Source organism: Amycolatopsis sp. A1MSW2902 (genome assembly GCF_017312175.1).
GTDB lineage: Bacteria > Actinomycetota > Actinomycetes > Mycobacteriales > Pseudonocardiaceae > Amycolatopsis > Amycolatopsis nivea.
Genome location: NZ_QJPO01000001.1, coordinates 3,250,677 through 3,264,314 on the forward strand (window position 1 = coordinate 3,250,677; position 13,638 = coordinate 3,264,314).

The following is a 13,638-nucleotide window of genomic DNA, read 5'->3' on the forward strand; positions in this document are numbered from 1 at the left end:
CGGGAGTCGTCAGTCCCCCGGCCGGGCGGCGAAGACTGCGGTGAAGGACGCTCGGACCTGGTTCGCGACGTCGTCGGCGGAGGTGCTGGCGAGCTTGCCGTCGAGGTGCAGGCAGGCCAGTCCGTGCACCAATCCCCATCCGCCGACGGTGATGCTGGCCAGGTCGGCGTCGGGGAACACGTTCGCGACGGCGCGGGCGAGCGTCTCGTGCACCGCGGCTGCCGCGGTGACGCGATCGTCGTTCGTGTCGTCGCAGGCGTTGCCGAACATGAGCCGGAACAGCGCTGGGCGGCGGAGGGCGAAGTCGACGTACGCGACGCCCAGTTCGGCCAGCTCGGCGACCGTTTTCGGCGTGGTGTCGGCTTGGTTCAGGTCGGCATCGAGGTCGCGCAGACCCTGGGCGGCCAGCGCTGATTCCAGGGCGTCGCGATCGGCGAAATGCCGGTACGGGGCGGTCGGGGAGACGCCCGCTTTCCGGGCGACCGCCCGCAGGGAGAACTGCTCGCCCTGCTCGAGCATCCCCATCGCGGTCGTCAGCAGGGCTGCCCGCAGATCGCCGTGATGGTAGCCGTCCTTCGTCGAAGTTGACACTGCTTACATCGCCTCCTACTCTTATGTGAGCACTGCAAACATACCGCATGGAGCGAAGGAATCATGACGACCTCGCCGCTGTTCACGCCATTCGCGCCCGCCCACGGGCCCGCGCTCGCCAACCGGATCGTCAAAGCGGCCATGGAGGAGAACATGGCCGGCCCCGGGCAGTTGCCCGACGAGCGCATCCGCCGCCTCTACCGGCGCTGGAGCGAAGGCGGCGCCGGACTGATCATCACCGGCAACGTGATGGTGCACGCCGAAGCGATGACCGGGCCGGCCGGCATCGTCCTGGACGACCAGTCGCCGCTGGAGCCGTTCCGCGCGTGGGCGGACGCGGCCAAGAGCGGCGGTGCGCGGGTGTGGATGCAGATCAACCACCCCGGACGCCAGGTGATGGCGAACATGCCCGGCGTCGCGTGGGGTCCGTCGGCGGTCAAGGTGAACCTCGGCAAGCAGAGCAAGCGGCTCGCGCAGCCGACCGAGATGACGGCAGTCCAGATCGGACAGACAGTGGCGAGGTTCGCCGAGACCGCGCGTCGTGCCGAGGAGGCCGGGTTCGACGGGGTCGAGATCCACGCCGCGCACGGATACCTGCTGTCACAGTTCCTGTCGCCGCTGGTCAACCGGCGGACCGACGAGTGGGGCGGCAGCCTGGAGAACCGGGCGCGGCTGCTGCTCGACATCGTGCGAGCCGTGCGCGACGTGGTCTCCCCGGCGTTCGCGGTCGCGGTGAAACTGAACTCGGCGGACTTCCAGCGCGGCGGGTTCGACGCCGCGGATGCGAGCCGGGTGATCGAGATGCTGGCTCCGCTCGGGGTCGACGTGGTCGAGTTGTCCGGCGGCAGCTACGAAAGCCCGGCGATGTCGGGTCGTTCCGCCGACGAACGCACGGTGGCGCGAGAGGCGTACTTCCTGACTCTGGCCGAAGAACTCGCCCGGACGAGCCCGCTGCCGTTGATGCTGACCGGCGGCATCGTCCGGCGGCCGGTCGCCGAGCAGGTGCTGGCCGGGGGCATCGACCTGGCCGGGATGGGGACGGCGCTGGCGGTGGATCCCGACCTGCCGAAGAAGTGGCTCCACGGGGAGGATGCCGCGGTGGAGCTGGCACCGGCGGCGATCAAGGACAAAGCGCTGGCTTCGGCCGCGGGGATGGCGCGGGTGCGCCGCCAGCTACGGCGGGTCGGGGCGGGCCGTACGCCGCGGTTGCGGACGAATCCCAGGCTGGCGCTGGCGAAAGAGACCGTCCTGCAGCAACGCGCGTTGCGTCGCTACCGCGGCTGGCTCGACGGCCGAGGCGTCAGCAGGACGTTTTCGGCACCGCAGTCGTGACCGCCTTGTTCCACACTGTCGTGGTGGATCCGTCGGCCCTGATCTCGACGACCGGGAACGGCTTCTCCACCGGGTTGCCGTACTGCGCCTGATCGGGGCTGAACTGGATGGTCCCGCTCGCACCCTGGACGGCGTTCTGACAGCGCATCTCCTCGATGAGGCCGATTTGGGACAGCGGCGTGCGCACCACAGTGTCGGCGTTGCCGTTCGCGGCTCGGCGGGCGGCCATGACGGCGACCATCATGGCGTCGTGGGCGAGGATGCCTTCGCCGCTGCCCAGGTCGGCGACGGAGAACGTCAGCGGGGCGGCGCCGTCGTCCGCGCGGACGGTCTGGCCGTTGCACACGCCGGGTTTGCCGGTGAAGACCGACTGGAAAGTGTTGTAGGCGGCCTGTTCGGCGCTGCCGTTGCACGGACCCCATTCGTCCGGGCTGGCGAGCGAGGTGAACAGCACGCGGACGTGGCCGCCGCGGACGGCGTCGCGGAGGCTGGCCTCGTTGATCGCGGAGCCGCCGTCGTCGCCGGTGACGACGGTCAGTTTTCCGTTGGCGCACGGCGTGTTCCCCTGCGTCCAGGACTGCACGAACGGCCCGAGGTCGGTGCCGCGGCCGGTGAAGTAGACGACCGTCGGCGCGACTGAGCAGAGATTTTGGTTCAGGTACGCGAACTGGGTGAGCAGCGGGTCGGCGCGGGAGACGTCGTGCGGCAGCGCGCCCGGCGAGGTGAACGGGAACCGGTGCGCGGCGGGCATTTCCTTCACCGCCCGCGAGCCGAGGGTCTGGGTGTAGTCGTCGCCGGGGATGTTGTCCTGCACGATCGCGACCCGCGACGGATCCGGCTCGATGCTCGCGATGAACCGGGCGGCGGCTGCCACGGAATGCGTGTTGGTGGGCGAGGTGCGGAAGAACCCGGTGTTGAGCTTGCCCTCGGGGGTGAGGTTCATGGTGTCCCCGGTGACGGTCGCGCCGATCACCGGCAGATGCGCCTGCGCGGTCAGTTTCGCGGCCGCCGCGCGGGTGTTGTCCATGCTCTGGCCGAGCCCGATCACCGAGACCACGTGGTTGCCCGCCGCGTGCTCGGAAATCTTGTCGACGGCCTCGGACCAGCTCGCGTACTGGCTGCCCATGTTCGCCAGGAACAGCTTCACCTTCGGCACGCTGCCCTGGAACGCGGCGGTGTGGTTGGCCCGCCACGCCCCGGCGATCGCGCCCTCGATGTCCGGGTACAGATCGGGATAGAGCCGGGTGTCGACGCCCTCGTTCGGCGACATGTCCTGGAACAGCACCACGGACACGTAATTGTCCGTGATCGCCGCGTTGTTGGCCCGGACCGCGGCTTCCAGCTCCCGCATGTGCTCCGGCTCGTTCTGCCGGAACTGCGCGCTGTCCAGGTTGATGCCGACGCACGCGTCGTTCGCGTCCGCGGTCATGCCTTCCCCGCACCGCGCGAACAACGGCGGGACGAGCAGGCCCGCGGCGACGAGGACGACCACCGTCAGCGTGGCGAAACTGGTCGCCAGCACCGGACGCCGCAGCACCCAGTAGGCCAGCCGCGGGAATCGGTAGGTGAACCAGCGCAGCAGCTTGCGAATGCGGTCCATCACGCTCCTGTCGGGAAAGAGGCTTTCACCGGCCGCCGAATTGCGCGGCGGCGTCGGTCAGCGCGTCGGTGTCGTCACGGGCCGCGTAATTGCCGGCCAATCTGGAGAAGTTCTTGGAGATCCGCTGGTCGTGCGCCGGGCTGGGAACGGTGTGCGGGTCGTGGTAGAGCCAGAGCCGCGCGACGATGCTGGTGATCGCGGCCTCGGCGGACTCCCGTCCCGGCTGCCCGTCCGGCACGAGCTTCGCGACGCTGTCGTCGGTCGGCTCGACCGCGGCCAGGCGGCACGGCGCCCGCGTGATCTGGTCGACCAGCCGGACCCAATCGGGGTGGCCGCTCTTGGCGAATTCGGTGACCAATTCGTCGACGACGGCCGCGAAGTTGTCGCAGGCAAGGGCGTAATACAGCCGCCGGGCCTGGTCCTCGGCCTCGCCGGTCGGTTCGGCGCAGGTGTTCGCCATCCGCCGGAACACCTCGGCCCACGTCATGGCTACCGGATGGCGGTCGGCGGCGCTCTGCGCGTGCAGACCGGCCAGCAGGCAGGCGAGCAGCCACGGGTGCAGGGCCGCCGGGTGTTCCCGACCCGGGACGGCGATCGGCCACAGCCGCGAGGGCCGGGCGGCGAAGGTGCTGACCCACAGGTTTTCCCGCAGTGCGCGCAGGATGTCGTTCGCGTCGGGAAAGGCGGCCGGATCCAGCAGAGCCGACTGTCCCGGCTGGCCGAGCCGCACCCCCACCGCGACCGCCTGCGGAACGACGGCCGGCAGCGAGTCCGCCAGCAGCGACCGCGGCAGGAAAGAGGTCAGCGCGCGTTCCCACAGCGCGATTCCGTTGTGCGGCTGGAACAGCAGCGACCGGGCGGGCGGGGCGGCGTCGTCCGGAAGTTCGCCGGCGCGGCGGCCGATCTCCTGCGCGGCGGCGGGCAGGCCGCCGGAGAGCCGTTGGACGAACTCGTCGAAGAGGGCCGGTTCCCAGCCGTCCGGCGGGGTCGGGGCGAGCTTGCGCAGCACCTCGGGACCGGGCGGGTCCAGCCACACGGGATACCACGCGCGGGTCGGGGAGTCGCCCCGGTCGGCAGTGGCGGCGAGATGATGGGTCCACTGCTTGAAATCGGCCTGGGACAGCAGGGGAATCGGCCGCTTGTCCGGGCAGTCCGCCTTCGTCCGCCACGGTTCCCGCCACCAGTGCCCCCAGGCGGACGACCACCGGTCCATCGCCGCCACGATCAGCAGCGGATCGCGTTCGGGCAACCGATTCTGCCGTGCTCGTACGAACGCGGAGAGGAATTCGCGGCCGGCGGGGGTGGCATCGACGTTGTCGATCAGCAGCGCCCAGGCGTGCTCGTGCGGGACGTCCTGTCTGTGCGGGGCCAGGCATTCGCACCGGCGCACCGGCGTCGTCCATTGATCGGCACTGCGCGACAAATCGGTCAGGAACGCGTTCAGCACGTGTGGGACCGGGTCCGAACTGCGCTGGCTCAGGTCGATCAGCGAGTCGATCGTGCTGGCTCCCTCCAGCAAGCCGCTGAACCATTTCAGCGCCTGCCGCACGCTTCGCCGCCGCCGGTTCGCGAGCCGCAGCAGCGCGCCGATTCCGCTGCTGACCGCTTGCTGGACGGCGGGTCCCGGCACCTGCGCGCCGATCCCGGACAGCGACAGCGCGAACCGGACCGCCTCGCCGGCCAGGTCCGCGACCGGATGCTCGTCGTCCTGGTGCAGGTAGCTCCCGACGAGCTGGAGGACGTGCGCCCGGGCCGCGTCCCGGTCCTGCGGCAGGGTTTCGTTCAGTGCCAGCAGGGAAAGCCCGACGCGGTGGAAGGCCGGGTCGCGCGGCAGGTTGTCCCAGTGCCGGGCGAGTAGGAAGGACACGTACGCCGCGGCGGAGATCGGATCGGCGACCTGGGCGTCCTGGAAATCGAGCCGGGCGTGGACGAGCGTGCCGCCGCAGGCACCGGAGATCGTTTTCAGCGCGGTGCTCTTGCCCGAACCCTTCGGCCCGAGCAGCGCGACGACCGGCTCCGGCACGGCCGTTCCTGCCGCTGGTCGCCGGAAGGCTTGCCGGACAAAGAGTTCTGCGGCGGTCAGCACGTGCGGTTCCCCCAGGTCCTGCCGTTCGGCGCGCGATGCGGTACGAGGCACGGCAGAAGGTGTATCGGTTCAGATGTGGGCCGTGTCACAGGTTTCGCGGCGGTTCACTCCAAAGTGTGGCCCTCGAGGTCGCTCGCGCAAGCGGCTGTCCGGGGGTCTTCTGCTAAGCGGAAGTCAGGATCCGCCACGATCGGGCGAAGGGTCCCGTTCGGCGCGTTCGCGGGCGCTTTCTTGTCGGGGCGGCTGCTTAAAGTGCGGGCCATGGCAGTGGACGAGCGCGAACGGGCGCGACGGGTGCTGAGCTTCGCTCTCGAGGTGGCGATGCAGATGTTCCGGCAGGGCATCGAAACCGCCGTCGTCGTGCGCACGGTCCGCGGGCTGGCCGCGGCGGGCGGCGTCGAGGATCTGCGGATTTCGGTGGGAGTACGGGCAATTCACCTCCAATACTGCGGCGGCGGGGAAGAACCGCTGGTGCTGTTCGGGAGCGTGCAGGCGAACGACGCGCGCGACATCGGCCGGATGGGAGATTTGGAGGCGCTCGCCGTCCGGGCTGCGGCAGGTACGATTTCGCCTGCCGAAGCCGAGCGCGACGCCGGAATCCTCGCTCAAGCGGGGCCGACTTGGCCGTGGTACGTGAGTTTGCTCGGCGGCTGCCTGCTCGCCGCGATGATTTGCCTTCAGGCGAACGGAACCGTGCTCGCCGCGGCGGTGTCGGCCGGGTTGTTCGTTCTCGCCAACCGGGTGGGTTGGGTGTTGAGCACGGTCGGCATCGCGGAGTTCTTCCAGGTCGCGGCCAAAGCCAGCACGGTGCTGGTCGTCGCGATCTCCTTGCTGTCGCTCGGAGTGCTCACCGGGCACGAGGCGGCGAGCCTTTCGGCGGCGAACCTGGTGCTGCTGCTGCCGATCCTGTCGCTGGTGTCGCTGGTCGAGGACGCGGTCGGTGACTTCCACCTGATGGCGGCCGCCCGGATCGTGACGGTCCTGCTGCTCACCGGGGCGATCGCGACCGGCGTGATGGTCGTGGTGTCGGTGGCGAACGACCTCGACATCCTCGGCGCGGCCAGCCGGGTGCAACTCGCCGCGCTGCCGCTGGCCCTGGTCCCGGTGACGGCCCTGGTGGGTGCACTGGGCAACGCGATCCTGATGGGCACGCCCGCGCGCTGGTGGCTGCTCGCCTGCGGGGCCGGGATCGTGACGTCACTGGCCAACTGGACAGGCCGGTCGGCGCTCGGCCTGTCGGCTCCGGTGTCGATTTTCCTTGCCACGACGGTGCTGGGCGTGCTGGCGGGAGTGGCTTCGCGGACGCTGAAGGTGCCGACCGCGGTGGTCACGATCCCGGGTTTGACGGGTGCGGTGCTGCCGGGGCCCGCGCTGTATTTGAGCCTGTCGCAGGTATTCGCACGGGTCCCTGGTGCCTGGGACGCGGTAGCGGAGGCGATTGTGTCCACCGCAGCGATCGGGGTCGGCGTTGTGCTCGGGTTGCAGCTTGCGGCCTTGCGCCGACCTGAGGCCGCCGTGCCGGGGGCTCCTCTTGCTTAGCCGGAGCCGAAAAGTGTGGAGGTTTCTGCCGTGGTTGTCTCGACCACGCTTGCCTCGGTTGCTGCGGTCTGTGCTTCCGAAGGTCGGCGCTGGCCGGTCGCCAACTGTCGCCGGGGCATCACCAGCCGCTGCGGTAAAAACTCCGCGACACGTAACTGCTGGCTTCCTCCGCCCGCACCGCGCACAGTTCCTCCTTCATCGCCCGAGCCTGCCTCATCAGTGGATCGTCGCCGGGTGCGCGTCCGTCGCCGCGCAGCCGTTCGGCGTGGTCGAGTACCGCGTGCTTGCCCGTGATCCCCTCGGCGCTGGCCGGTCGCCAACTGTCGCTGCGGCATCACCATCCGCTGCGGTAGAAGCTCCGCGAGTCCTCCTTCATCGCCCGAGCCTGCTTCACCAGTGGATCGTCGCCGGGCGCGCGTCCGTCACCGGGCAGCCGTTCGGCGTGGTCGAGCACCGCGTGCGTGCCCGTGATCCCCTCGGCGCTGGCCGGACGCCAACTGTCGCCGCGGCATCACCAGCCGCTGCGGTAGAAACTCCGCGAGACGTAACTGCTGGCTTCCTCGGCCCGCACGGTGCACAGTTCGTCCTTCATCGCCCGCGCCTGTTTCACCAGCGGATCATCGCCAGGCGCGAGCGCCAGCAAATCGATGACATGCAACGCTTCCTGCACCCGCCCGTCACCGCGCAGCCGCTCGGCCTGGTCGAGCACCGCCTGCTTGTCCGTGATCGCCTCCGCGCGGGCAGCGGCCGCGACGTCCGGGCGGGACGGGTGCAGGGTCGTCGGATTTCCGTCCCACCACCCGGTTTCCGAGCGGACGATATCGCGGACGATGTAATCCCGATGCCCGTAGTGCTCGCGCATCCACGGCACGTCGAACAACTCGGCCGGGTACCGGAGATCGTGCACGATGTCGTCCACCCTCCGGCCCCGGTTGAGCTCGTCCACCACCGCGCTGCGCAGCCATCGGAGCGCGGCGGCGGTCATGGTGAGCTGCCGCACCGGGTCTTCGCGCACCACCGGGCCGAATTCCGGCACCAGGATCGCCGGGTTCAGCGCGGCGAGCCGGTCCAGGGTGTCGGCCCAGCGGACGGTGTCGCGCATGGTCCGCATGGGCGTCCCGATGTTGGGGATGCCGTTGATCACCGCCGCACTGCCGTACAGAACCCGCTGGGAAGGCAGCCACACCGCGGTCACGTCATCGGTTTCGGAGGGCGCCCACAACAGCCGGACGTCCGGGGTCAGCGTCAGCGCTTCCCGGTAGGTCTGGTCGGGGAAGGTGAGCGGCGGGGGAGCCGACAGGTCGTCCATCGGACGGCGGAACTGCCGGGTGTTGATGTGGTTCTGCAACCCGGCCGTCTCGAGATACCGCTGGTAACGCCGGACGACGTTCTCGTGCGCCACGACGGTCGGGCGGCGTTTGCCGTGCGCGGCCGCGTAATCGAAGAACCCGGGCACGCCGTAGTTGTAGCCGAGATGCCCATGGCTGTAGACGATCCACCGCACCGGTTCGCGCAGCTCGTCCAGCACCGGCGCGACAAGGTCCGGGGACGGTCCGGTGTCGACCACGACGAGGCCCGACGCGGTTTCCACCGCCAGGCTGTTGCCCTGCAAGCCGATCGAGCGCACGCCGGGCGCGACCTCGGTGACCTGGCCGCTGCCGTAGAGCGGGTTTTTGGTGTCCTGGAAAGGCATCAGCGAACCACCTCGGTGCGGAGCCCGAGCCGCCGCGCGGTGCGGTCGGGGTTGACGAAGAAGACGGCTAGCAGGCCGCCCACAATGGACAGCAGGCCGCTGATCGTGAAGGCGAGCGTGAAGCCGCTGACCGGCGACGAGGCGGCCTGGATCAGCCGCCCGGTGAGGTACGGGGCGAGCAGTCCGGCGGTGGTGACCAGGCCGACGGTGATGGACAGCACCGCACCGCGCTGGCGGGTCGGGCTGATCTCGGCGTTCATCGTGACGCCGAGCGCGAACACGACCCCGCCCAGGCTGAAGGCGATGGTCAGCAGCGCGATCTGGAACCAGCCGCCGGTGTGCGGGAACAGCAGCATCGCGAGCCCGGAGATCAGCACCGCGATCCCGCCGAGCACGCCGCGCGCCACCCGGCTCGACACGCCGCGCCGCATCAGCCGGTCGCTCAGCGCGCCCTGGGCGAGGTTGAACACGACCGAGGCGATCCACGGCAGCGCGACCAGGGTCCCGGTGGTCACCGTGCTGTAGTGCAACGCCGTTTCCAGGTAATGCGGCACCCACGCGACCAGCACGGCCAGCGCCCAGTACGCGGCGAATCCGGCCAGGAAGCCGCCGAGCCAGGTGCCGTTCAGCAGGATCCGCCGGTACGGCACACGCGGTTCGTCCGCTTCGGACTTGGCCGCGTTCGCGTGCACCGACGCGGTTCCGGCGACCTTGCCCTCCCGCCCGAAGATCGCCCACAGCACCGACCACAGGAGGCCGACGACGAGCAGCGCGAAGAACGCCCACCGCCAGCCGTAGCCGACGATCAGCGCGGTCAGCAGCGGCGACGCGAGCGCCACGCCGATGCCGGAACCGGCGTTCAGCAACGCGCTCGGCAGGCCGCGTTTCTCGTTGGGGAACCACTTGTACGCCGCGTGCATGGCCAGCGGATTCGCCGGGCCTTCGGCCGCGCCCAGAACGATCCGGCTGACCAGCACTGCGCCGAATCCGACGGTGCCGAGCATCGGGGCCTGCGTCAGCGCCCAGACGACGCCCAGCACCAGCAGGATCCACTTGGTCGGCACGCGATTCGACACGAAGCCGACCACGATCGCGGAAATGCTGAACAGGAAGTAGAACCCGCTGCTGATCAGGCCGTACGCCTCGGGCGACAGGCCGAGATCGTGCATCAGCGGTTTCGCGGCGAGGCCGAGCACGGCCTTGTCCGCGAAGTTGATCAGCATGAACACCAGCAGCAGCCCGGTGACGACCCAGCCGCGGGCGCTGGTGCCGCGGGTGCGCCCGCCGGCGGCGGTTTCGGCGGGGAGAGCGGGAGCGTTCATCGTGGGGTCCCCATTTCAACGTCGTTGTCGGACGGGGTGGTGCGGAAGGCGGGTCAGAAGGCCCAGCGGGTGCGGCCCGCGGTGCGGGCGCGCAGTTGTTCGGCGCGGTCGGTTCCGTCGAGCACGGCTTGGGATTCGGCGGCGGCCCAGGCGTAGACGCCCTTGGCCATCGTCGAGGTCGCAGCTTTTTCCAGTGCGGTGAACACTTCCGCGCGGGCGGTGTGCGCGGTTTCGTCGTCCGGGGCCGCGTCCACGGCGAGCTGGGCGAAGTGCCCGGCCAGCCGGTGTTCGCCGGCGGCGAGCAGTTCCCGCGCCCGCGCGGCCAGCCGGTCGGAGCCGCCGGACAGGTCGGCGAGTTCGCGGGACAGGTCGGCGCGGCGCGCGGGTTTGAGGTTGGCCGGGTTGCCGTCGTACCAGCCGCCGTAGAGCCGCCAGACGTTGCGGACGACGAACTCCGGCTCGTCGTAGGACGGTTTGAGATACGGCTTGGCCAGCAGTTCGGCGGGCGCGGTGACGCCGTGCACGACCTCGTCGAGCGTGGCTCCCGCGTTCATCGCGTCCACGGTCTGGTCGTGCAGAGTCTCGAGGAACTCGGCGGTGTCGGACAGCGCGGTCCGGATCCGGTCGGCGCCCACGATCGGCACGCCGTGCCCGGGCAGCAGCAGTTCCGCGCCCAGCCCCGCCATCCAGCGCAGCGCCCGCGCCCACTCGGCGGCGTAGCGCTGGACCTTCTGCGGGTTGCCCGGGTTGGGGGAGGACCAGATGAAGAAGTCGCCGCAGCACAGGATTTTCCGGTCGGGCAGCCACGCGATCGTCGCGTCGTCCGTCTCGCCGCAGCCGTGTTTCAGCTGGACGTCCAGGTCGCCGATCCGGAGGGTCGTGGTGTCGCGGTAGGTGACGTCGGGGTGCCGGTACCGGTCCGGCCAGCGGAATCCGGGCGACTGGAACTGCCGCTGGTTGATCACCGTGTTGTAGCCGCGGGTGCGTTCGTACCGCTCGAAGCGCGGCGGCGTGTTCTCGTGGGCCAGCACGGACGGGCGACGCCAGCCGCGCTCCTCGGCTTCGAGGTCGAACGGGCCGACGCCGAAGACGTGGTCGATGTGCCCGTGCGAGTAGACGGCGGTGTGCAGCGGCGCGTCGGTGCGGGCCCGGGTCGCGCCGAACAGGTCCTTCGCGGTGCGGCGTTCGCCGGTGTCGAAGCAGAACAGGCCGTCGGCAGTGGGGAAGAGGAAGACGTTGCCGAACGCCGGCCACATCCAGACGCCCTCGGCCAGCTCGTGCAGACCGTCCTTGCGCAGAGTGCCGGTGTGGTAGACGCGAGTGTCGGCCTCGCCTCGCCAGACCTTGTCGGCATAGTCGAGCAGGTCAGTCACGGGATGCCTCCTGAGCGTTCTCGGTGAACAGCGCGTCGACGGCGACCAGGTCGTCGCCGGTGACACAGAGCGGGTTGAGGTCGGCTTCGGCGAATTCCGGATGGTCGCCGAGGATGCGGACGAGCCCGTCGATCGCGGCGGCGACGGCGGGGACCGGTGCGGCGAGGACGTCGCCGGCCCACGCGGCCAGTTCCGTCCGCTGCTCTGGGGTAGCCGGGAGCAGCAGCGCGCGCCGGGGTGCGGTGGAGTCTTCGGCACGGTCGCCGCCCGCGCCGAGGACGATTGCGGTGCCGTACAACGGGTCTCGCGTCGCCCCGAGGGCGAGCTCGGCGGTGTGCGGCAGCAGGGGTTGCACGACGAGGGTGCGGTCCGGGTCGGTGGAGACCTCGTCCAGCCGCGCTTGGAGGGTGTCCAGCACCGCGGGCAGTTCAGCCGCCGTGACGCCGACGCGGACGAGTCCGGCCCGGGCCCGGTGCGGCACGTCGGCGGCGTCGCCCTTGACCACATACGGCCCCGGCCAGCCGTTTTGTCTTATCTTGGCGGCAAGATCGACCCCGGCGACGGTGTCCACATGCAGGATGCCAGCGTCCGCCAACAGTGGAATCGCGCGCAGTTCAGTCCACACTGGACGGTCATCGGCCGCGGTGTGGCTCGCGGGCTCGGGGACCCGGTCGGCCACCAGCACCCGAAGGCGACGCACGAGAGCGCCGATGCTGGGCAGCACGGTGTCCGGCCGTCCGACGTTCGCCAGCTCGCCGGGCGGCGCACAGGCCCAGACGAACCACGTCGGCGTCCGCATCGCAGCGGCGGCCGCGGCCAGCCGGTGGTAGGCCTCGCGGAACCGGTCGCCGAACGTCAGATAGAGCACCACGCCGTCCAGTTCCGGGTCTTCGTCGAGCGCGCCGAGCAGATCGCCGACCCGGTCGAGCCAGCGGTCGATGTTGCCGCCGAGGTCGACGGGGTTCTCGTCGGCGGCCTCGACGCCGCCGACCTCCGCGAGTTTCGCGCGCGTCGCACTGGAAAGCGGCGGAATCCGCACTCCCAGCACGGTCAGGTTGTCGGCGAGGATGCCGCCCGCGCCGCCGGACATGGTGAGCACGGCGAGCCTTGGTGCCGGAGGAAGCGTCGTGCCTTTGCGGGCGCAGAGCACCGCGTCCACGAGCTGGTCGTCGTCGGTGACCAGGTGGATGCCTTCCTGACGGCACAGCGAAGCGAGCAAGAAGTGATCACCGGCGACGGCCGCGGTGTGCGACAGCGCGGCCTGTCGTCCGGCGGCGCTGCTGCCCACCGCGAGCGCGACCACGGTCTTGCCCGCCGCTCGCGCCTGACGGCCGAGCGCGCGGAGACCATCCGCGTCACGCACGCCTTCGAGGTAGAGCACGAGCACCTCGACGTCCGGCTGGTCGAGCAGATCGCTGCCGATTTCGTGGCTGGACAGGCAGGCTTCGTTCCCGACGCTCGCGTAGTAGGAGTAGCCGATCCCGGCCTGTTCGAGCAGGTCAGCGAGCACGAACCCCATCGCGCCGCTCTGCGTGACGATCGCGATCGGACCCGGCGGCACGCGCTCGCGGTCGAGGAAAACCGTCGTCGACAGCTGCACACCGACCGGGTGGCTCACCACACCGAGGCAGTTCGGGCCGAGCACCGGCAGGTCTCCGGCGGCTTCGCGCAGTTCGTCTTCGAGCGCGGTGTTGCCGCCCTCGGCGAAACCGGACGCGAACACGATGACCGCCCCGGAGCCGAGTTCGCGCGCCTCCCTGACCAGCGCGGGAACCGTTTCCGCCGGGGTCGCGAGGACCACGAGGTCGGGGCCGTAGCCGATCTCGGCGAGCGAGCCGACCGTGCGGACGCCGGGCAGGTCGACCGGGCCGCGGGAGACCGCGAAGACCTCGCCGCCGTAGCCGCCGCGCAGCAGCCGGTCCAGCGCGATCCGTCCCCAGGAGAGCGCGGTGGTCGCGGAAACGCCGACCACGGCGACCGATTTCGGGCGGAACAGCGGCTCGCAGCGCATCGGTGCGGGACCTCCTGTGATCGCGGTCATGGACACAACCCCAACTGTCGCCGCTGGCCTCTCCAGCTGGTAGCGCACATTGCCCAGGTTT

9 protein-coding genes are annotated in these 13,638 nt (G+C 70.3%); 2 read left to right on the top strand and 7 right to left on the bottom strand.

Annotated features, from left to right (window positions below):
- Nucleotides 1-9: 9 nt before the first annotated feature.
- On the bottom strand, nucleotides 10-591 hold the full coding sequence (locus tag DMP23_RS14870) for a TetR/AcrR family transcriptional regulator (protein ID WP_037811537.1): 582 nt from the start codon (nucleotides 589-591) through the stop codon (nucleotides 10-12).
- A 63-nt stretch (nucleotides 592-654) separates the two neighbouring features.
- On the opposite strand from DMP23_RS14870, the gene DMP23_RS14875 reads away from it, so the two are divergent.
- Complete coding sequence (locus DMP23_RS14875; RefSeq protein ID WP_337821372.1) at nucleotides 655-1,923, top strand: NADH:flavin oxidoreductase/NADH oxidase family protein; 1,269 nt, start codon at nucleotides 655-657, stop codon at nucleotides 1,921-1,923.
- Here DMP23_RS14875 and DMP23_RS14880 read toward each other — a convergent pair.
- Both DMP23_RS14880 and DMP23_RS14885 read right to left on the bottom strand, forming a co-directional pair.
- Entirely contained in the window at nucleotides 1,892-3,523 is a 1,632-nt protein-coding gene (locus tag DMP23_RS14880; RefSeq protein ID WP_037811541.1) for an ABC transporter substrate-binding protein, read from the bottom strand. The genes DMP23_RS14875 and DMP23_RS14880 overlap by 32 nt on opposite strands.
- 25 nt (nucleotides 3,524-3,548) lie before the next feature.
- Nucleotides 3,549-5,660 (bottom strand): hypothetical protein, encoded by a 2,112-nt coding sequence (locus DMP23_RS14885; RefSeq protein ID WP_337821373.1) that lies wholly within the window; start codon nucleotides 5,658-5,660, stop codon nucleotides 3,549-3,551.
- Between the two features lie 210 nt (nucleotides 5,661-5,870).
- Between DMP23_RS14885 and DMP23_RS14890 the strand changes: the two genes are divergently transcribed.
- Nucleotides 5,871-7,148, top strand: a complete 1,278-nt coding sequence (locus tag DMP23_RS14890; protein ID WP_337821374.1) for a threonine/serine exporter family protein — start codon at nucleotides 5,871-5,873, stop codon at nucleotides 7,146-7,148.
- Between the two features lie 511 nt (nucleotides 7,149-7,659).
- Here DMP23_RS14890 and DMP23_RS14895 read toward each other — a convergent pair.
- The 4 genes from DMP23_RS14895 to DMP23_RS14910 are packed head-to-tail and all read right to left on the bottom strand — an operon-like array spanning nucleotide 7,660 to nucleotide 13,577.
- A complete protein-coding gene (locus tag DMP23_RS14895; RefSeq protein ID WP_337821375.1) occupies nucleotides 7,660-8,841 on the bottom strand; it encodes an alkyl sulfatase dimerization domain-containing protein in 1,182 nt (393 codons plus the stop codon).
- Nucleotides 8,841-10,163, bottom strand: a complete 1,323-nt coding sequence (locus DMP23_RS14900; protein WP_337821376.1) for an MFS transporter — start codon at nucleotides 10,161-10,163, stop codon at nucleotides 8,841-8,843. The genes DMP23_RS14895 and DMP23_RS14900 overlap by 1 nt, the downstream gene beginning before the upstream one ends.
- Before the next feature lie 53 nt (nucleotides 10,164-10,216).
- Nucleotides 10,217-11,536: an alkyl sulfatase dimerization domain-containing protein gene (locus tag DMP23_RS14905; RefSeq protein WP_337821377.1), complete on the bottom strand. Its 1,320-nt coding sequence runs from the start codon at nucleotides 11,534-11,536 to the stop codon at nucleotides 10,217-10,219.
- On the bottom strand, nucleotides 11,529-13,577 hold the full coding sequence (locus tag DMP23_RS14910) for an acetate--CoA ligase family protein (RefSeq protein WP_337821378.1): 2,049 nt from the start codon (nucleotides 13,575-13,577) through the stop codon (nucleotides 11,529-11,531). The genes DMP23_RS14905 and DMP23_RS14910 overlap by 8 nt, the downstream gene beginning before the upstream one ends.
- Between the last annotated feature and the right edge of the window lie 61 nt (nucleotides 13,578-13,638).

Excerpts from the sequence above, each read along its gene's own strand:
- DMP23_RS14890 (WP_337821374.1), top strand. The coding sequence starts at position 5,871 with ATGGCAGTGGACGAGCGCGAACGGGCGCGACGGGTGCTGAGCTTCGCT.
- DMP23_RS14895 (WP_337821375.1), bottom strand. The coding sequence starts at position 8,841 with ATGCCTTTCCAGGACACCAAAAACCCGCTCTACGGCAGCGGCCAGGTC.
- DMP23_RS14880 (WP_037811541.1), bottom strand. The coding sequence starts at position 3,523 with ATGGACCGCATTCGCAAGCTGCTGCGCTGGTTCACCTACCGATTCCCG.
- DMP23_RS14910 (WP_337821378.1), bottom strand. The coding sequence starts at position 13,577 with ATGACCGCGATCACAGGAGGTCCCGCACCGATGCGCTGCGAGCCGCTG.
- DMP23_RS14875 (WP_337821372.1), top strand. The coding sequence starts at position 655 with ATGACGACCTCGCCGCTGTTCACGCCATTCGCGCCCGCCCACGGGCCC.
- DMP23_RS14900 (WP_337821376.1), bottom strand. The coding sequence starts at position 10,163 with ATGAACGCTCCCGCTCTCCCCGCCGAAACCGCCGCCGGCGGGCGCACC.